Consider the following 17,333-nt stretch of genomic DNA (forward strand, 5'->3'; position numbering starts at 1 on the left):
GATCATGAACGCTCCTATGAATGTCCTGTTGCCTGACGCGCTGGTGATGGCCGCCATCGTCGTCGCATGGCTGAACGACACCTTTACCGGTGCTTCCGGCCGCCGCCTGACCTATCTGATCGCGGTCGTATCGTCGGTCGTCGCCGGCGTGTGGTTCGCAGTGCAGGCGCTCGACCCGCAGCAGTACTACTTCTTTTCGAAGATGGTCGTCGTCGACTCGTTCGCGAGCATGATGAAGGCTGTCGTGTCGTTCGGTTTCGCTGTCTCGCTCGTCTATTCGCGCAAGTACCTCGAAGATCGCGACATGTTCCGCGGCGACGTGTTCCTGCTCGGCATGTTCTCGCTGCTCGGCCAGCTGGTCATGGTGTCGGGCAACAACTTCCTGACGCTGTACCTCGGTCTCGAACTCATGTCGCTGTCGCTGTACGCAGTCATCGCGCTGCGCCGCGACGCCGCACAGTCGAGCGAAGCCGCGATGAAGTACTACGTGCTGGGTGCGCTCGCGTCGGGCTTCGTGCTGTACGGTATCTCGATGCTGTACGGTGCGACCGGCTCGCTCGAGCTGGGCGAGGTGTACAAGGCGGTCGGCGGCAACACCGACGCAGCCGTGCTGATGTTCGGCGTGGTCTTCATCGTCGCCGGTATCGCGTTCAAGCTCGGCGCCGTGCCGTTCCACATGTGGGTGCCGGACGTCTACCAGGGCGCACCGACCGCGATGACGCTGTTCGTCGGCGGCGGCCCGAAGGTTGCCGCGTTCGCGTGGGGCCTGCGCTTCCTGGTGATGGGCCTGCTGCCGCTCGCACAGAACTGGCAGACCGCGCTCGTGATCCTCGCCGCGCTGTCGCTGATCGTCGGTAACATCACCGGTATCGTCCAGCGCAACATCAAGCGGATGCTCGCGTACTCGGCGATCTCGAACATGGGCTTCGTGCTGCTCGGCCTGCTCGCGGGCATCGTGAAGGGCGACGCGGCGGCACCGGCGAACGCCTACAGCTCGGCGATGTTCTACGCGATCGTCTACCTGATCACGACGCTCGGCTCGTTCGGCGTGGTGATGCTGCTCGCGCGCCGCGACTTCGAAGCCGAAACGATCGACGACTTCAAGGGCCTCAACAAGCGCAGCCCGGTGTTCGCGTTCGTGATGATGGTCATGATGTTCTCGCTGGCAGGCATCCCGCCGACCGTCGGCTTCTACGCGAAGCTCGCCGTGCTCGAGGCGACCGTCAACGCGGGCCTCACGTGGCTGGCCGTGCTGGCCGTGATCACGTCGCTGTTCGGCGCGTTCTACTACCTGCGCATCGTGAAGCTGATGTACTTCGATGCACCGCAGGATGCGACGCCGATTTCGGGCGATTTCTGCAAGCGCACGATCCTCGTGCTGAACGGCCTGGCAGTCGTCGTGCTCGGCCTGATCCCGAGCCCGCTGCTGACGGCCTGCCTGCAGGCAATTCGTCACACGCTGCCGCTGTAATGTCGGCAGCCGGCTGGTTTATCGTGCTGTTGGCGTTTGTCTGCGCCAACCTGCCGTTCCTGAACCAACGCCTCTTCGCCGTCGTGCCGTTCGGCGCGGCGAAGAAGAGTGCGTGGGTGCGGATCGGCGAGCTGATCGTGCTGTACTTCATCGTTGGCGCGCTCGGCTTCTGGCTCGAGTCGCGCGCCGGCAACCGCTTCGAGCAGGGCTGGCAGTTCTACGCGATCACGTTCAGTCTGTTCGTCGTGTTCGCGTTTCCCGGCTTCACGTTCCAGTATCTCGTCAAACGACGCTGACGGCTCCGGCCGTCACGCTCATTCCCGGAGCCGCCGATGGCCGAACTACCCAATCACGACGCCGCACTGACCGAAACCTGCCTCGAAAGCGAGGCGATCTTCGACGGCGCGTTCCTCAAGCTCAAGCGCGATACCGTCCGCTTGCCGGACGGCAAGAAAGCCACGCGCGAATACGTGCAGCACCCGGGCGCGGTGATGGTGATCCCGCTGTTCGACGACGGCCGCGTGCTGATGGAAAGCCAGTATCGCTATCCGATCGGCAAGGTGATGGCCGAATTCCCGGCCGGCAAGCTCGATCCGAACGAAGGCGCGCTTGCATGCGCCGTGCGCGAACTGCGCGAGGAAACGGGGTACACCGCACGCGAGTACGTGTTCCTGGCCCGGATTCACCCGATCATCTCCTATTCGACCGAATTCATCGACCTGTACCTGGCGCGCGGGCTGACGGCCGGCGAGCGCAAGCTCGATGAAGGCGAATTCCTCGAGACCTTTACCGCGACGCTGGCCGATCTGCAGGAATGGGTGCGCACGGGCCAGATCTCCGACGTGAAGACGATCATCGGCACGATGTGGCTCGACAAGGTGCTGTCCGGCACGTGGCCGCTCGGGCCCGTCCTGGCCCCCTGAATGCGGCGTCGGCGACGGGTGGGGCGCCGCGTTACAATTCGGTGACGCGGTGCCTCCGCGTCGCACGATCGGTATTTAGCACGATCGTTCACAAAACCGCTTTTTGCGCTACACTCGTCACACGCCCTGATTCAGCATGAAGGTCCTCGATTTACAGTGCCCGCACGGTCATCGGTTCGAAGGCTGGTTCGCTTCCGCCGATGAATTCGAAGCGCAGTTGTCCCGCAAGCTGGTCGAATGTCCGGTGTGCGGAACGACCGAGGTCAACCGTCTGCCGTCGGCGCCGCGCCTGAACCTGTCGGGCGCGACGCAGGCACAGCCGGCCGATCCGCGTGCACTGCAGGCGCAGGTGATGCGTGCGCTGCGCGAGGTGCTGGAGAAAACCGAGAATGTGGGCGAGCGCTTCGCCGAGGAAGCGCGGCGCATCCATTACAACGAGGCGCCGGCACGCAGCATTCGTGGCGTCACGACGCCCGAAGATGCGCAATCCTTGGCCGAAGAAGGCATCGACGTGATGCCGCTGCCGATTCCTGCCGCGCTGAAAGAACCGCTGCAATAACGTACGCAGTGAGTCTTTGTCGGGCCGGATGGCTGCGGACAGCGTTGCATGACCGGAGTAACCGCTGAACCTCACTCCGGTCGACAGGAGACACTGCGCATGGATCTGGATTATTCCCCCGCCGACGACGCGTTCCGCGTCGACGTTCGCGCCTGGCTCGAGGCCAACCTGCCTCACGCACTGCGCACCAAGGTACTCGATCACAAACGACTCGACCGCGAGGATTACGCGAGCTGGCACCGGATTCTCGGCCAGCGCGGCTGGTCCGCGCCCGCCTGGCCGGTTGAATATGGCGGCCCGGGCTGGAGCGCGACGCAACGGCACATCTGGGATGAGGAGTGCGCGCGGATCGGGGCGCCGACCGTGTTGCCGTTCGGCGTATCGATGGTCGCGCCGGTGCTGATGAAATACGGCAGCGAAGTGCAGAAACGTCATTATCTGCCGCGCATTCTCGACGGCTCGGACTGGTGGTGCCAGGGCTACTCGGAGCCGGGTTCGGGATCCGACCTCGCATCGTTGCGCACGCGCGCCGAGCGCCAGGGCGACCACTACGTCGTCAATGGCCAGAAGACCTGGACGACGCTCGGCCAGTACGCCGACATGATGTTCTGCCTCGTGCGCACCGATCCGGCTGCGAAGAAACAGGAGGGCATCTCGTTCCTGCTGATCGACATGAAGACACCCGGCATCACGGTGCGCCCGATCGTCATGCTCGATGAGGACCACGAGGTCAACGAGGTGTTCTTCGAGGATGTGAAGGTGCCGGTCGAGAACCTCGTCGGCGACGAGAACCGCGGCTGGACCTACGCGAAATACCTGCTTGGCCATGAGCGCACCGGCATCGCGCGCGTTGGCGCGTCGAAGCGCGAGCTCGCGTTCCTGAAGCGCGTCGCGTCGAACCAGCGCAAGAACGGCAAGCCGTTGCTGGCCGATCCCGTGTTCGCCGCGAAGGTTGCCGCGCTCGAGGTCGAGCTGATGGCGCTCGAGGTGACGGTGCTGCGCGTCGTCAGCCGCGAGACGAGCGGCAAGGGGCCGGGCCCCGAGGCGTCGATGCTGAAGATCAAGGGCACGGAAGTGCAGCAGGCGCTCACCGAGCTGATGGTCGACGCGATCGGCCCGCTTGCCGCACCTTTCGACGTACCGTTCCTCGATGGGCAGCGCGCGCACAGCATCGCGGGCGACGACGATGCGGCGCCGCTCGCCGCCTACTACTTCAATTACCGGAAGACGTCGATCTACGGCGGTTCGAACGAGATCCAGAAGAACATCATCGCGCAGATGATTCTGGGGCTGTGATCAGGGAACGGAGACAACCATGGATTTCAGCTTTACCGATGAGCAGCAGCAGTTCGCCGACGCGCTGCGCCGTTATCTCGGCGAACAATACGGTTTCGACGCACGCCAGGCAATCGTGCGCAGCGACGCGGGCGTGTCGGACACGCAATGGAGCGCGTTCGCCGAACTGGGGTTGACCGCGCTGCCCGTGCCGGACGCACAGGGCGGCTTCGGCGGCGGCCCGGTCGACATGCTGGTCGTGATGCAGGAGCTCGGTCGCGCGCTCGTGATCGAGCCGTACTGGGCAACGGCGGTGGGCGTCGAGGCCTTGCGCATCGCGGGCTCCGGCGCCGGTGAGGACGCGGCGCTGCTGGAGGCGATCGCGCAGGGGCAGAAGCGTGTGGCGGTTGCGTTCCACGAGCCGCATGCGCGCTACGACCTGTTCGAACTCGACACGCATGCGCGCGAGCAAGACGGCACGTACCGGCTGACCGGCACGAAGTCGGTCGTTCAGCATGGCGCACAGGCGGATGCGTGGATCGTGCCCGCGCGGGTCGACGGCGGCGGCATCGGCCTGTTTGTCGTCGAACGGGATGCCGCGAATGTGAAGGTGGTCGACTACCGGACGATCGACGGCCAGCGTGCCGCGACGATCGGGTTCAGTGAAACGCCGGCGCGGCTGTTGACGGGCGGTGCGCGCGACGCTGCAGCCCTCGAGCAGGTTGCCGATTACGCGGCGTTCCTGTTGTGCGCGGAAGCGGTCGGTGCGCTCGACGAACTGAATCGCGCGACGGTCGAATACACGAAGACGCGCGAGCAGTTCGGCGTGCCGATCGCGCGCTTCCAGGCGCTGCAGCACCGAATGGTCGACATGCTGATCCATGCCGAGCAGGCGCGTTCGCTCACCTACCTGGCAGCCGTACGTTACGCGAGCGGCGATGTCGATGCGCGGCGCAAGGCCGTGTCGGCCGCGAAGGCGCGTGTCGGTGCCGCCGCGCGCTTCGTCGGCCAGCAGGCCGTTCAACTGCACGGCGGCATGGGCGTGACCAACGAGGTCGCCGCCGCGCACCTGTTCAAACGGCTGACGATCATCGAGACGACGCTCGGCGACACCGACCATCATCTTGCGCGCATCGCGGCGTTGCCCGATTTCGCGCAGGCCGACGCGGCATGACGGCGACGCGCAAGCGCGCCGGACAAGGAGACACCTAGTGGGCATCAGTTACGAAGACCTGGTGGTCGGCAGCACCACCGAAGTGGGCCGCTACACGTTCGAGCCCGACGACATCAAGGCGTTCGCGCAACGCTACGACCCGCAGCCGTTCCATCTCGACGAAGAAGCCGGGAAAGCATCGCATTTCGGCGGGCTCGTCGCGAGCGGCTGGCACACGTGTTCGGTGTTCATGAGCCTGCTCATCAAGAAGCTCGGCCAGGACTCGACCAGCATGGGCTCGCCGGGCATCGACTCGATCCGCTGGCTCAAGCCGGTGCGCGCCGGCGACACGATCACGATGTATCAGAAGGTCCACGACAAGCGCGTGTCCGAGAGCAAGCCCGACCGCGGCATCGTGTCGACGGAGTGGGTCGGCGTGAACGGCGCCGGCGAGACGGTGATTACCGTGCATACCAAGGTGATCTTCGGGCTGCGTTATCCGGGAGGCACGCACGCATGACGGACGTGACCTTGCCGCTGATCGCATCGGCGCAGGCGCTGCAGGCGCGTGTCGGTGCAGAGCCGCTCGCGAGCGGCTGGCTCGCGATCGACCAGCGTCGTGTCGATGGCTTTGCCGATGCGACCGGCGATCATCAATGGATTCACGTCGATCCCGAGCGCGCGCGGCGCGAGTCGCCGTTCGGCGGCCCGATCGCGCACGGGTTCCTGACGCTGTCGCTGATTCCGGCGTTGATGGCCGACGCGATGCGTTTCGACCAGAAGATGGGCGTGAATTACGGACTGAACCGCGTGCGGTTCCTGAAGCCGGTGCCGGTCGGCGCGCGTGTGCGTGCGCTGTTTGCGGTAAAGGAAACTGCCGAGGCTGCGCGGGACGGCGTGCAGGTGACGTGGTCGGTGACGATGCAGGTCGAACGTCCCGACGCGCCGCTGCCTGTCTGTGCGGCGGAATTCATCACGCTGCATTACTTCTGAAGCGCGGGGCGGCATGCATGGATGCCGCCCCGCCCGTCACATGCGTGTCAGTGCTTTGCGTATTGCGTCGCGCCGAACAGCACCTCGCGCGCCTTGTCGTCCTGCAGCGCCTTGCGCATCGATGCGAGCACTTCGACGCCGCGTTGCACGGCCGGTCGTGCGGCGATCGTGTCGTACCAGCGCTTCACGTTCGGCAATTCGTCGAGCACGATGCCCTGGTTCTGCCACGAGCGCGTCCACGGGAACGTCGCAATGTCCGCGATCGTGTACGCGTCGCCCGCGAGATATTCGGATTCGCCGAGGCGCTTGTCCATCACGTTGTACAGGCGCTTCGCCTCGTTCGTGTAGCGGTTGACCGCATACTCGATTTTCTCCGGCGCATACAGGCGGAAGTGGTGCGCCTGCCCGAGCATCGGGCCGACACCGCCCATCTGGAACATCAGCCATTCGAGCGTCGCATAGCGTGCGGCCGGATCGGCCGGCAGGAACTTGCCGGTCTTCTCCGCGAGGTAGATCAGGATCGCGCCCGATTCGAACAGCGCGATCGGCTGGCCGCCGGGGCCTTCCGGATCGACGATCGCGGGGATCTTGTTGTTCGGGCTGATCTTCAGGAATTCCGGCTTGAACTGGTCGCCTGCGCCGATATCGACCGGATGGACACGATAGGCGAGGCCCGTTTCCTCGAGCATGATGTGCACCTTGTGGCCGTTCGGGGTCGCCCAGCTATAGACGTCGATCATCGTGAACTCCTTTGTTGCATGCGCGAAAACGGCGCCGGCAGCGCCGTGACAGGCGGTCATTAGAGCATGGATCGATGCGGGCTGCTGGCGACGGAAATGTGCGTGCCGATGCGTGCGTGCGCGAGCGTGCGCGCGTGTTGAGCGCCATGGCGTCGGGGGCGATTGCGTGTCGTTCAGAGTCGTCGAGATGGGGGCGTCGCCGTGCCGCATCGGGTCGAGGCGGTGGCGACGCGTTCATTCGAAAGCGGGCGCGACGGTTCAGCGCTTGTAGCGGGGCGGGCGTTTCTCGAGAAATGCGGTGATGCCTTCGAGCCCGTCCGCATGATGCAGCGATGCGACGAAATGATCGCGCTCGGTGCCGAGATGCGCGTCGAGCGGTTGCATCGTTGCATCGTCGAGCAGCGACTTGATGCGCGTGAGTGCGTTCGGCGAGATGCCGGCGAGCGCATCGGCCCATGCCAGTGCGTCGGTCAGCGCCGCGCCCGGCACGGCGAGCCGGTTGACGACACCGAGCGTGTGCAGACGTTCGGCTGCGACGGGTTTGCCTTCGAACAGGATCTCGGCCGCGATCGCACGCGGCAGCGCGCGCGCGATGAACCACGAACCGCCTCCGTCGGGTGTCAGGCCGACACGGGCGTACGACATCACGAACTTTGCATCGTGCGCGGCGACGATCAGGTCGCACGCGAGCGCGAGCGAGAAGCCCGCGCCGGCCGCGGCGCCTTCGACCGCTGCGATCACCGGCTTCGACGAAGCATGAATCGCCGTGACCCATGCAGCGAGCTGATCGATGCTGTCGGCCTGGTAGGACGGATCCTTCGAGCGGTTGTCGAGCAACCGGTTCAGGTTGCCGCCCGCGCAGAAGAAGCGATCGGCGCCGGTGAGCACGACTGCGCGAATCCCGGGATCGCGTTCCGCGGTGGCGAGCGCTTCGATGCCGGCCGCGTACATGTCGGGATGCAGCGCGTTGCGTGCGCCGGGATTCGATAGCGTGAGGACGAGCGTCGAATCGCTCTCGGGCGGCCGCGAGGCCAGCAGTTCAGCACTCATGCGAGCGTGTCTCCATCGGATGGCGGGGCTGCGGCGGCGGGCGCATCGCGCACGCTGATGCGGCCGATGCCGTAGCAGATGTATTGTTGTCGTGACGAACGCAAAACTTGCTTTAGACTAGCACGAACGTGCTTTTCAGCGTGATGAATCCCGATGCGGCCGACATCGATGCGGCCGCGCTTCAGCAAGGAAGGAGACTCCGATGCTACAGCTGTGCGGTATTCCGTTGTCCAACTACTACAACAAGGTGAAGTTCGTCCTGCTCGAACACGACATTCCGTTCGAGGAGTCGGTATGCGGTTTGCCGATCAGCGATCCGGCGCAGCTCGCCGATTCGCCGCTCGGCAAGATTCCATTTCTGAAGACCGAAGAAGGCGCGCTGTTCGAGTCGCAGGTGATCATCGAGTACCTGGCGGCGCGCTATCCCGAGAAAGGCATTTTTCCGGCCAGCCCGTTTGCAGGCGCGAAGGTGCGCGAACTGATCGAGACGCTCGAACTGTATCTCGAATGGATGGCGCGTGAGGTCTATACCGAAGCGTTTTTCGGCGGCAAGGTCAGCGACGGGATGAAGGCGCACGTCGAGAAGCGCCTGCCGCGCGCGATCGATGCGTTCAAGCAGATGACGCAGTTTTCGCCGTATGTGCTCGGTGAATCGTTCAGCCTCGCGGACATCGCTGCCTGGGTCCATCTGCCCGTCATCGGAATGGCGACGAAGGCCATATTCGGACGCGATTTCCTGCTCGACGCAGGCATCGACTGGAAGGCGCATGCGAAGAAGGTGGGCGAGCGCCCTGCCGCGCAGCGCGTGGCGGCCGAGCGCAAGGCGTATATCGACGCGACGAGCGTCGCGCATCCGTAAGCGCGACTCCCGGAGGGCGGCGTGCGGCCGCCCGTGCGGGTCTTACAGGCGCGAGAGCCGTTCGAGCGCGGACGCGAGCGTGCTTTCCTGCTTCGCGAAGCAGAATCGGACGACACCCGATTCGTGCGTCTCGTGATAGAACGCCGACACCGGAATGGCGGCCACGCCGATCTCCGACGTGAGCCACTTCGAGAATTCCGCTTCCGGCAGGTCGCTGATCGCCGAATAATCGACGCACTGGAAGTACGTGCCCGTGCAGGGCAGCAGCTTGAAGCGCGTGCGCTCGAGGCCTGCCCGGAAGAAGTCGCGCTTCTTCTGGTAGAAGTCGGCAAGCGTCAGGTACGGCGCCGGGTCGCGCAGATAGTCGGCGAGCCCGATCTGCATCGGCGTGTTCACCGTGAACACGTTGAACTGGTGGACCTTGCGGAATTCCGCGGTCAGCGCGGCAGGCGCCGCGACATAGCCGACCTTCCAGCCCGTCACGTGATAGGTCTTGCCGAAGCTCGACACGATGAAGCTGCGCGCGGCCAGTTCCGGATAGCGTGCGACGCTCTCGTGGCGCGCGCCGTCATAGACCATGTGCTCGTAGACCTCGTCGGACAGGATCAGCACGTTGGTGCCGCGCACGATCTCCTCGAGCTTGCGCATGTCCGCCTCGCGCCACACGGTTCCCGTCGGGTTATGCGGCGTATTGATCAGGATCATGCGTGTTTTCGGCGTGATCGCGGCTGCGAGACGGTCGAACGGGATCGCGTAGTCGGGCGCCTCCAGCGTGACGAACACAGGCTTGCCGCCCGCGAGTTCGATCGATGGCAGGTAGCTGTCGTAGGTCGGTTCGACGACGATCACTTCATCGCCCGGATGCACCGTGCACAGGATCGCCGTCAGCAGCGCCTGCGTCGCACCGGCCGTCACGGTGATTTCGGTAGCCGGATCGTAGCGCCGGCCGTAGACCTGCGCGATCTTGTCTGCGATCGCGTCGCGCAGCGGCGCGACACCGGCCATCGGCGGATACTGGTTGTGCCCGTTGCGCATCGCGGCGGCAACCGCGTCGACGATGCGCGGATCGCAGTCGAAATCCGGAAAGCCCTGGCCGAGGTTCACTGCGCCTTTTTCTGCGGCAAGCGCGCTCATGACCGTGAAGATCGTCGTGCCGACGTTCGGCAGGCGCGAGGGGAAAGCGGGAGTCGTTGGCATGTCTGAAGGAGCGTTCATCGATACGGTCGAAATCGGGTGGTCGTGCGTGCGTCAGGCCGGCGTAGCGTCGAGCGCGCAGGCCTCGGCAAAGGGCGCGGGTTGCGCGATCCGGAAGCCGAAGTCGCGTGCGGTGCGCTTCGCGAGCTTCAGCAGCGCACGGTCTTTCGACACGAGCCACTCGGCCTGGGCGGCGCGGGCGAGTTCGAGAAACTTCTGGTCGTCGCGGTCCTTGCACTTCGGCAGTGGCGGCGCGTCGGCGTCGACGGCCGGCGGCTCGACGAGGCACGCCAGGCGGGCGACGGTCGCGAGCGCGGCCGCCTTGTCGACCGCGCGCGCCTGGAACTGCGGATAATCGAGCACATACTCGAGCTCGGTCAGGCAGCGGCCGTCGATCACGGCGGCAAGCGTGCCGCGTTCGAGCGCGGCACGGATCGGGCGCGTTGCGGGGTCGTCGAATACGAGGATGTCGATCCAGACGTTCGAGTCGAGCACGACGCGATGCGCGGCATGCGGGGCGAGAGAGCGGGTCATTCGTTACAATCGGTGGTTTTCGTCTGACCGCAAGGCACGGCGTGCCAGCGAGCCTCTATGATAATCGTTCTCTCTCCAGCCAAATCCCTCGACTACGATACGCCCGCGCACGTCCAGTCTTACACGAAGCCTGCATTCGTCGACGACGCGTCCGAGCTGATCGACGGCCTGCGCAAGCTTTCGCCGCAGGACATCGCGACGCTGATGGATATCTCCGATCCGCTCGCACGCCTGAATTTCCAGCGCTACGCGGATTGGTCGCCGACCTTTACGCCGGCCAACGCGAAGCAGGCCGTGCTCGCGTTCAACGGCGACGTCTATGAAGGATTCGACGCCAAATCGCTGTCGTCCGCCGATCTCGACTATGCGCAGCAGCACGTGCGCGTGCTGTCGGGCCTGTACGGGCTGTTGCGTCCGCTCGACCTGCTGCAGCCGTACCGGCTCGAGATGGGTACGCGCTTCGCGAACGCGCGCGGCAAGGATCTGTACGCGTTCTGGGGCGACCGCATCACGCGGGCGCTGAACGAACAGCTCGAAACGCGCAGCGGCGCAGCGCGCGTGCTGGTCAACTGCGCGTCGACCGAATACTTCAAGTCGGTCAAGCCGAAACTGCTGGCCGCACCCGTCATCACGCCGGTGTTCGAGGACTGGAAGGGCGGCCGCTACAAGATCATCAGCTTCCATGCGAAGCGTGCGCGCGGCCTGATGGCGCGTTTTATCGTCGAGAACCGTATTACCGACCCGAAGGCGCTGAAGGATTTCGCGACGGAAGGCTATGCGTTCGATGCGGCTGCGTCGAACGATTCGACTTACGTATATCGCCGGCGAGTCGGCGAGTGACCCTGCCGGCCGTTCACGAGACGGCCGGCGCATGCATGCGGCCGGGCAAGCGCTACACCGCCTGCTCCGGTCGCCAGCTTTACATGGGACCGGCGTAAGCGCTAAAGCGCTAACGCCGGTCGACAAAGGAGAGACAGATGGCCCTTTCGATCACCAGCAATTTCGACGCAGGCGCAATCGACGTCGTGTCGTGCGACAGCCCCGATGCGATTCGGCTGCGTGTGCGTGGCGACAACCGCTCGGAATTCGCGCAATGGTTTTACTACCGCTTGACCGGCGCGCGCGGCGAGCGCTGCGTGATGACGTTCGAGAATGCTGCCGAATGCGCGTATCCGTCGGGCTGGCGCAATTACAGCGCGGTGGCGAGCTATGACCGGGTCGACTGGTTCCGCGTGCCGACGACGTTCGACGGCAAGACGATGACCATCGACCATACGCCGGAATTCGACAGCATCTACTACGCGTATTTCGAACCGTATTCGGAAGAGCGTCACGCCGCATTTCTGGGCGCGGTCCAGCAGTTGCCGCAGGCGAGCGTCGTCGAACTCGGCCGCACGGTCGAAGGCCGTCCGATGTCGCTGCTGACGCTCGGTACGCCGGAAACCGACGGCGCGCCGAAGAAGAAGGTGTGGATCATCGCGCGCCAGCATCCCGGCGAGTCGATGGCCGAGTGGTTCGTCGAAGGTCTCGTCAAGCGGCTGGCCGGATGGGGCGACTGGGCCGGCGATCCGGTCGCGCGCAAGCTCTACGATCGCGTGACGTTCCACATCGTCCCGAACATGAACCCGGACGGCAGCGTTCATGGCAACCTGCGCACCAACGCGGCGGGCGCGAACCTGAACCGCGAGTGGATGGCGCCCGATGCAGAACGCAGCCCCGAGGTGCTGGCCGTGCGCGATGCGATCCATGCGACCGGCTGCGACATGTTCTTCGACATTCATGGCGACGAGGATCTGCCGTACGTGTTCGTTGCCGGGTCGGAGATGCTGCCGAGCTTTACCGAGCAGCAGGGCAAGGAGCAGACCGCGTTCATCGACGCGTTCAAGGTCGCGAGCCCCGACTTCCAGACCGAGCATGGCTATGCGGCGAGCAAGTACAAGGAAGACGCGCTCAAGCTCGCGTCGAAGTACATCGGCCACCGGTTCGGCTGCCTGTCGCTGACGCTCGAGATGCCGTTCAAGGACAACGCGAACCTGCCTGACGAGCGAGTCGGCTGGAACGGCGAGCGCAGTGCGGCGCTTGGCGCGGCGATGCTGGCTGCGATCCTGGTGCACGTCGACACGTTCGCGTAAGCGTAGCGGCGCCGTATGAAAAAAGCCGGGACATCTCAGGATGCCCCGGCTTTTTTGCTTCAGTCGATGTCGCTTCGTCGTATCAGGACTTCTTCGCGGTTTTCTTTTTCACGACCTTCTTCTGGCCGCTCGACTGTTTCGTTGCGACGGCCTTCTTGCTGCCGGTGCGGCCCGATGCCTTTGCCTTGACCTTGCCTCGGTGCGACTTGCCCTTGAATTTCTTCGTCGAAGACGTGGATCGTTCGACGCGCGGCTTCAGCGGCGGAACCGGGTCGTTCCAGCTGAACGCGAGCATTTGCTGACCGACGTAGCCGCATCGGAATTTCAGCGGCGTCGGGTCGCTGCCGTCGCTGTGGATGCCGAGGCCGTCGACAGTGACGATGTTGTCGACCTTCACGCGCTGCTTGCCCTGGTCGAACGAGTCGTTCCATGGCGTGATCGTCGCGTTGCTGCTGTCGAATGCGTTCGGCGCGAAGTCGACGCGGTCGAAGGCCGACGACGTGCTGGCGATGAAGCTGCCGTGCGCCGCACAATCGGCGGCGAGCGGATCGGCATGCATTTCGTTGACGAATTTGTTGATCAGTTCGGAGCGCTGGTCGAGCAGGTCGGCGAATGCCGGTGTCGGAAGCGCAAGCGACAGGCCCGCAATACAGGCTGCCAGCTTGCCGAGCGCCCGGAAAATCCGGAGCGACGCAGGAGAGCTGTCCATCTGGTTATTGGTGAGGAGCGAATGAGACATCGGGCACGTATAGATGCCCGATGAAGAACCGGAGTTCAATCTTAGCGTAAAAAAGTTGTGCGGCAGTAGACGTCGCATTCTGCCGCACCGCGCGAAGTATTACCGGCACGTGATGTCGGTACCGCCGCCAGAGGGCAATTCAGGCGCGTGGGCCGCCGAGGCGATAGCGCCTGACGTCGAAGGTCGTGACCCATGCGGGGCGATAGACGGCGATGAGTGCCGTCGCCATGCCGGTGAACCACGCTTCGCCGAGTGCGAGTAGCGCGGTGTTCAGCAGATAGCCGGCCGGAATCACGACGGGCACGCCATCCGCAAGCGCGAGCTGGACCCCGGCCGCGGCCGCGGCGACCGCGATGATCGCGATGGCCGGTGACAGGAATCCCTGCCCGGTGATGAACGACGCGAGATTGTGCGGCAACCATGCGAGCGCGGCGCGCTGCAGCAATGCCGACACGGCAACCGGCAGCGCGCCGTAGATCAGATAGGTCAGGCCAATACCCTGCCAAGGCGCGTCGAAGATGATCGCGGCAACCGCCGTGATGACGCCCATCGCGATCAATGCGAGTGTCCAGTCGAACAGTGTGACGAGCAGCGTCGCGCCAAGCAGATGCATGACGATGCCGTCTTCGAGCCACGCATTCGAGGCCCAGAGGACCGCAATGGCGGTGACGAGCGCGAGCCACACGTGCTGGAGCGTGGCGTCCTGCAGGCGCACGAAGGGACGATTCCAGATCGCGAGCGCGAGCAGGGCCACGGCGGCGATCCAGCCACCGATGCCAACCCAGAGCGGAAGCGGTGTGAAAAGAAAACCCATGCGTCCATATTACTCGTTGAGCATCAAAGGTGGGAATCCGCACACGCCGACCGTCGCAATATCGAGACTGTTTGCCTAGCGTTCGCGCCGGAACCGCGCCGGCGGCTCGGCAGCCATCGGCAGGTCCTGTGCGCCGTCGATCGAGGCCGGCAACGGGTACGGGCGGTCGTTCCGTTGCGTACGCAGCGGAACCGGGCCGTGTTCGCCGATGGGTGGCTTGCGCGCACGACTGCGGTTCGCCAGCAGCACCTCGAGGTGGGGCGATAGCCAGCCGTTGTAGATCGCGACCGCGGCGGCGCGGTTGGCAGCACCGAGTTGCTGAAAGATGCTGGCGAGGTGGATCTTGACGGTGCCTTCGCTGATGCCGAGCGTACGGGCGATCATCTTGTTGGTGCTGCCCATGTGGACGAAGCGCATGATCTGCGCTTGCCGCGGCGACAAGAGTCCGCTTGGCGGCCGGCGGGGAAGCGACCCGGCGAGTGTCTGGAAATGGGCATCGTAGCGCGCCGCAGCAGTGGAAGGCAGCAGACGGAGCGCGATCGGCGGGATGTAATGCCCGCCCAGCAGCACGATCTCGAGCGCACGCACGATCAGGTGCGGCCGTGTGGAATGCGGGATCACGCCGGCGACTCCGTAGTTGAAGAAGCGCTGGATGGCCTCCGGCGATGTTTCATCGACCAGGACGGCGACGGGTGTCGGCGAGCACGCGCTGCAGAGCGCTTGAAGCTCGCTGAGCCGGCCGACGTCGAGCCAGTCGATCGCGACGAGATCGAAACGCTGATTGCGCAGCAGCCTGCGCGCCTGGAAACTGTCGGGCGCATCATTGATGCCGGCGTGACGGTCGATCTGTCGCAACAGGGCCTTCAGTCCGTCACGCCGCTCGGCGTCTGAATTGAGCATCAGGAACCGCATATTCAACCTCCGTAAATGTGAGCCATTGATCTGCCGTCTGGCATGCCTTGGGTCTGATGATGACAAAGACCTTACACGATGTCTGCTTGGCTGAAAGGCTTAGGAAAAGTATGAAATTTCGGGCGGCAGGGTGGCAGACAAGAAAAAAGCCGCTCCGGCGGGTACCGTGAGCGGCTTCGGGCGGGCAGGCCGTCGGGGCCTGCTGTGCGCGGGTCAGTGGAAGTGCGGCTGGGCGGGTGACGCGTCTTCCGGCATTTCCGCGTGGACGATTTCGCCGAGCGGATCTGCGTAAAGCGGCACGCCGCAGTCATCGCAATATTCGGGTTCGAAGCGGCCCGCATGCCGCCGGACGTCGGTTACGCCGCATTCCTTCAGCAGGCTCACGATTTCCTCGAGCGGTCCTTCGATCGGTGCTTCGCCTTCGAGCGTCGCGCTGTCGATCGACACGTCGCCGTTTTCACGGCCGTAAAGCGGCCATACGACGCCGTAGATTACGTCGTTGCTGGCACGGCGCGTGAAGCCGACGCGATACTCGTCGATACGGCGTTCGCCGAAGCCGGCGACCACCGCGCGAAGCTCTTGCGGTGCTGCACCAAGTGTGTCGAAAAGATAACGAATGGCCGTTCTCACCGTGTGCGGACGCACGCGTTCGTCCGCATCCCGGCAGGCCGAATAGTACGCGTCCGGAAGCAGGCATTCGAACTCGCAGCCGGGCAGGGCGATCGACAGGTTCGGGCCGCCCTGGGCCGTCCATTGCTCGAGGCACTGGCCACGTTCGATCCGGCTGCCGCTTTCTTCCTCCTGCCAGCGGAACAGCGGTGCGCCGGCGGGCGCGGCGACGACGGCGAGCAAGAAGCGCGGGTCGGCCAGGATCGGCGAGGTTTCGGGCAGGTCGCCGAAGCCGAGCTTGGGTGTGTGCTGGCTGATCGCCGCATGTGCGAGCTGCTGGGCCAGCCGGTAGGTTTCGACATGGTGTCGCGGCAACTGGTCGATGCTGTAGAGGAACGGGGCGAGCCCGACCAGGGTGCCGTTCGCAAGGACGTGAGCCTGCAGATGCGTTCGCAGTGCGTCGGCAACGTCACTCTTGAGCGGGCCTGACGGAATCATGTAGCGCGTCCATGCGAGGACCGGGACGGCGACCAGCAGCGCATCGAACGGTTGGCCGTCGTGCTCGATCACCATCGACTCGCTGTGCGTCTCGGCCATGTCGGCGAGCGCGCCATAGGCGTCGGGATGATTCTGCTGTAGATGGTCGAGCGCTGCGTCGAGCGTGGTCTGGTTGCCGTTGCGGACGATCTTGGCGAGCAGCGCGTCGAGCTTCGCTTCCCAGAAGCGATCCTCGATGCGGCTGCCCGAGGCGAAGAGCGCAAGCGACAGACCGACCAGTTTGTCGGCATCGGGGGGGAGGCGTTTGGCGATTCGCTGGCGCATATTAAAGACGTATATAGAAAGAGGCGAAGAGCCTCACATTCTAGTCCGTTCTTTGCACCATAAGCGGTCTCGTGCCGGGGCATGGCCAGTCGGCCGAATTGCGGCTTTTGTAAAAAAGTTGCTTCAAACTCCTTGCGCAGATCGAGGCGGATGCTTAGAATCACGCCTCTTTCGCGCTAACGGAAACGCGGCGCGGAAGGGGAAGCAGGGTCGGTGGTGTGCGGCAGTGTGGCGCGCGCAACTGGCTTGGAAGTTGAGCCCCGCAGTCGCAACGATGCAGTGTTAAAAAGTTGTTGACGAGCTGCGAAACACGGTTCATAATCTCGCTTCTCTGCTGCTGAAAACGCAGCGCTGCCGGGAGCCACGAAGTTCCTCGCAGAATGCTCTTTAAAAATTAACAGCCGATAAGTGTGGGCGCTTGATGGCCGCGAGCTGATCCTCGGATCAGATAGCGAAAGTATCAAGAGTCTCACACTAAAGTAAGTCAGGTTTATGAAGTGATTCATATTCCTGTCAGCTTTGAGTGAGCGACCGGTTCTTAACCGAACCGAAAA

Annotated in this window: 20 protein-coding genes; 11 read left to right on the forward strand and 9 right to left on the reverse strand. The window is 64.3% G+C overall.

What is annotated here, in order from left to right; genetic code table 11:
- The first annotated feature begins 16 nt into the window (after positions 1-16).
- The 8 genes from nuoN to G3N64_RS19575 all read left to right on the forward strand — a co-directional run bounded on the left by nuoN (position 17) and on the right by G3N64_RS19575 (position 6,374).
- Entirely contained in the window at positions 17-1,471 is a 1,455-nt protein-coding gene (nuoN, locus tag G3N64_RS19540) for an NADH-quinone oxidoreductase subunit NuoN (protein ID WP_205785412.1), read from the forward strand.
- Positions 1,471-1,767, forward strand: a complete 297-nt coding sequence (locus G3N64_RS19545; RefSeq protein ID WP_205785397.1) for a DUF2818 family protein — start codon at positions 1,471-1,473, stop codon at positions 1,765-1,767. Before nuoN ends, G3N64_RS19545 begins: the two co-directional genes overlap by 1 nt.
- Positions 1,768-1,803: 36 nt before the next feature.
- Positions 1,804-2,394 (forward strand): NUDIX hydrolase, encoded by a 591-nt coding sequence (locus G3N64_RS19550; protein ID WP_205785398.1) that lies wholly within the window; start codon positions 1,804-1,806, stop codon positions 2,392-2,394.
- Positions 2,395-2,530: 136 nt separating this feature from the next.
- A complete protein-coding gene (locus tag G3N64_RS19555; protein ID WP_043188814.1) occupies positions 2,531-2,953 on the forward strand; it encodes a DUF1178 family protein in 423 nt (140 codons plus the stop codon).
- 99 nt (positions 2,954-3,052) lie between these two features.
- Positions 3,053-4,249 (forward strand): acyl-CoA dehydrogenase family protein, encoded by a 1,197-nt coding sequence (locus G3N64_RS19560; protein WP_205785399.1) that lies wholly within the window; start codon positions 3,053-3,055, stop codon positions 4,247-4,249.
- A 19-nt stretch (positions 4,250-4,268) separates the two neighbouring features.
- A complete protein-coding gene (locus tag G3N64_RS19565) occupies positions 4,269-5,402 on the forward strand; it encodes an acyl-CoA dehydrogenase (RefSeq protein WP_205785400.1) in 1,134 nt (377 codons plus the stop codon).
- Positions 5,403-5,439: 37 nt separating this feature from the next.
- Positions 5,440-5,901 (forward strand): MaoC family dehydratase, encoded by a 462-nt coding sequence (locus G3N64_RS19570; RefSeq protein WP_205785401.1) that lies wholly within the window; start codon positions 5,440-5,442, stop codon positions 5,899-5,901.
- Positions 5,898-6,374, forward strand: coding sequence for a MaoC family dehydratase (locus G3N64_RS19575; protein ID WP_205785402.1), 477 nt, complete (start codon positions 5,898-5,900; stop codon positions 6,372-6,374). The genes G3N64_RS19570 and G3N64_RS19575 overlap by 4 nt, the downstream gene beginning before the upstream one ends.
- Before the next feature lie 47 nt (positions 6,375-6,421).
- Here G3N64_RS19575 and G3N64_RS19580 read toward each other — a convergent pair whose 3' ends face one another.
- The 3 genes from G3N64_RS19580 to G3N64_RS19590 form a co-directional block, all read right to left on the reverse strand.
- Positions 6,422-7,114: a glutathione binding-like protein gene (locus tag G3N64_RS19580; RefSeq protein WP_205785403.1), complete on the reverse strand. Its 693-nt coding sequence runs from the start codon at positions 7,112-7,114 to the stop codon at positions 6,422-6,424.
- A 258-nt stretch (positions 7,115-7,372) separates the two neighbouring features.
- Positions 7,373-8,164 carry an enoyl-CoA hydratase gene (locus G3N64_RS19585; RefSeq protein WP_205785404.1) on the reverse strand — a complete coding sequence of 264 codons (792 nt, stop codon included), beginning with the start codon at positions 8,162-8,164 and terminating at the stop codon, positions 7,373-7,375.
- Positions 8,161-8,352, reverse strand: a complete 192-nt coding sequence (locus G3N64_RS19590) for a hypothetical protein (RefSeq protein ID WP_205785405.1) — start codon at positions 8,350-8,352, stop codon at positions 8,161-8,163. The genes G3N64_RS19585 and G3N64_RS19590 overlap by 4 nt, the downstream gene beginning before the upstream one ends.
- 14 nt (positions 8,353-8,366) lie before the next feature.
- On the opposite strand from G3N64_RS19590, the gene G3N64_RS19595 reads away from it, so the two are divergent.
- Positions 8,367-9,023 carry a glutathione S-transferase gene (locus tag G3N64_RS19595; protein ID WP_205785406.1) on the forward strand — a complete coding sequence of 219 codons (657 nt, stop codon included), beginning with the start codon at positions 8,367-8,369 and terminating at the stop codon, positions 9,021-9,023.
- 42 nt (positions 9,024-9,065) lie between these two features.
- On the opposite strand, the gene G3N64_RS19600 is transcribed toward G3N64_RS19595, so the two are convergent.
- Together G3N64_RS19600 and G3N64_RS19605 are read right to left on the reverse strand one after the other, a co-directional pair.
- Positions 9,066-10,238 (reverse strand): pyridoxal phosphate-dependent aminotransferase, encoded by a 1,173-nt coding sequence (locus tag G3N64_RS19600; protein ID WP_205785407.1) that lies wholly within the window; start codon positions 10,236-10,238, stop codon positions 9,066-9,068.
- A gap of 33 nt (positions 10,239-10,271) precedes the next feature.
- Positions 10,272-10,751 (reverse strand): putative toxin-antitoxin system toxin component, PIN family, encoded by a 480-nt coding sequence (locus G3N64_RS19605; protein ID WP_205785408.1) that lies wholly within the window; start codon positions 10,749-10,751, stop codon positions 10,272-10,274.
- 57 nt (positions 10,752-10,808) lie between these two features.
- On the opposite strand from G3N64_RS19605, the gene yaaA reads away from it, so the two are divergent.
- Both yaaA and G3N64_RS19615 read left to right on the forward strand, forming a co-directional pair.
- Complete coding sequence (gene yaaA / locus G3N64_RS19610) at positions 10,809-11,591, forward strand: peroxide stress protein YaaA (RefSeq protein WP_043188790.1); 783 nt, start codon at positions 10,809-10,811, stop codon at positions 11,589-11,591.
- A 137-nt stretch (positions 11,592-11,728) separates the two neighbouring features.
- Positions 11,729-12,883 carry a M14-type cytosolic carboxypeptidase gene (locus tag G3N64_RS19615; protein WP_205785409.1) on the forward strand — a complete coding sequence of 385 codons (1,155 nt, stop codon included), beginning with the start codon at positions 11,729-11,731 and terminating at the stop codon, positions 12,881-12,883.
- Between the two features lie 82 nt (positions 12,884-12,965).
- Here G3N64_RS19615 and G3N64_RS19620 read toward each other — a convergent pair whose 3' ends face one another.
- The 4 genes from G3N64_RS19620 to G3N64_RS19635 all read right to left on the reverse strand — a co-directional run bounded on the left by G3N64_RS19620 (position 12,966) and on the right by G3N64_RS19635 (position 16,779).
- Positions 12,966-13,622, reverse strand: coding sequence for a hypothetical protein (locus G3N64_RS19620; RefSeq protein ID WP_205785413.1), 657 nt, complete (start codon positions 13,620-13,622; stop codon positions 12,966-12,968).
- Between the two features lie 139 nt (positions 13,623-13,761).
- Positions 13,762-14,436 carry an energy-coupling factor ABC transporter permease gene (locus tag G3N64_RS19625; RefSeq protein ID WP_085042078.1) on the reverse strand — a complete coding sequence of 225 codons (675 nt, stop codon included), beginning with the start codon at positions 14,434-14,436 and terminating at the stop codon, positions 13,762-13,764.
- A gap of 75 nt (positions 14,437-14,511) precedes the next feature.
- Positions 14,512-15,348 carry a response regulator transcription factor gene (locus tag G3N64_RS19630; protein WP_205785410.1) on the reverse strand — a complete coding sequence of 279 codons (837 nt, stop codon included), beginning with the start codon at positions 15,346-15,348 and terminating at the stop codon, positions 14,512-14,514.
- Between the two features lie 213 nt (positions 15,349-15,561).
- The gene (locus G3N64_RS19635; protein ID WP_205785411.1) at positions 15,562-16,779 is read right to left on the reverse strand and encodes a DUF2863 family protein; all 1,218 of its coding nucleotides are present in this window, start codon (positions 16,777-16,779) and stop codon (positions 15,562-15,564) included.
- Between the last annotated feature and the right edge of the window lie 554 nt (positions 16,780-17,333).

It is taken from the genome of Burkholderia sp. Ac-20344, from assembly GCF_017104975.1.
Classification (GTDB): Bacteria; Pseudomonadota; Gammaproteobacteria; order Burkholderiales; family Burkholderiaceae; genus Burkholderia.

Coding starts and splice junctions, on each gene's coding strand:
- G3N64_RS19555 (WP_043188814.1), top strand. CDS start 2,531: ATGAAGGTCCTCGATTTACAGTGCCCGCACGGTCATCGGTTCGAAGGC.
- G3N64_RS19575 (WP_205785402.1), top strand. CDS start 5,898: ATGACGGACGTGACCTTGCCGCTGATCGCATCGGCGCAGGCGCTGCAG.
- G3N64_RS19550 (WP_205785398.1), top strand. CDS start 1,804: ATGGCCGAACTACCCAATCACGACGCCGCACTGACCGAAACCTGCCTC.
- G3N64_RS19620 (WP_205785413.1), bottom strand. CDS start 13,622: ATGTCTCATTCGCTCCTCACCAATAACCAGATGGACAGCTCTCCTGCG.
- G3N64_RS19615 (WP_205785409.1), top strand. CDS start 11,729: ATGGCCCTTTCGATCACCAGCAATTTCGACGCAGGCGCAATCGACGTC.
- yaaA (WP_043188790.1), top strand. CDS start 10,809: ATGATAATCGTTCTCTCTCCAGCCAAATCCCTCGACTACGATACGCCC.
- G3N64_RS19565 (WP_205785400.1), top strand. CDS start 4,269: ATGGATTTCAGCTTTACCGATGAGCAGCAGCAGTTCGCCGACGCGCTG.
- G3N64_RS19580 (WP_205785403.1), bottom strand. CDS start 7,114: ATGATCGACGTCTATAGCTGGGCGACCCCGAACGGCCACAAGGTGCAC.
- G3N64_RS19595 (WP_205785406.1), top strand. CDS start 8,367: ATGCTACAGCTGTGCGGTATTCCGTTGTCCAACTACTACAACAAGGTG.
- G3N64_RS19585 (WP_205785404.1), bottom strand. CDS start 8,164: ATGAGTGCTGAACTGCTGGCCTCGCGGCCGCCCGAGAGCGATTCGACG.
- G3N64_RS19560 (WP_205785399.1), top strand. CDS start 3,053: ATGGATCTGGATTATTCCCCCGCCGACGACGCGTTCCGCGTCGACGTT.
- G3N64_RS19630 (WP_205785410.1), bottom strand. CDS start 15,348: ATGCGGTTCCTGATGCTCAATTCAGACGCCGAGCGGCGTGACGGACTG.
- G3N64_RS19545 (WP_205785397.1), top strand. CDS start 1,471: ATGTCGGCAGCCGGCTGGTTTATCGTGCTGTTGGCGTTTGTCTGCGCC.
- G3N64_RS19635 (WP_205785411.1), bottom strand. CDS start 16,779: ATGCGCCAGCGAATCGCCAAACGCCTCCCCCCCGATGCCGACAAACTG.
- G3N64_RS19605 (WP_205785408.1), bottom strand. CDS start 10,751: ATGACCCGCTCTCTCGCCCCGCATGCCGCGCATCGCGTCGTGCTCGAC.
- nuoN (WP_205785412.1), top strand. CDS start 17: ATGAATGTCCTGTTGCCTGACGCGCTGGTGATGGCCGCCATCGTCGTC.
- G3N64_RS19625 (WP_085042078.1), bottom strand. CDS start 14,436: ATGGGTTTTCTTTTCACACCGCTTCCGCTCTGGGTTGGCATCGGTGGC.
- G3N64_RS19600 (WP_205785407.1), bottom strand. CDS start 10,238: ATGAACGCTCCTTCAGACATGCCAACGACTCCCGCTTTCCCCTCGCGC.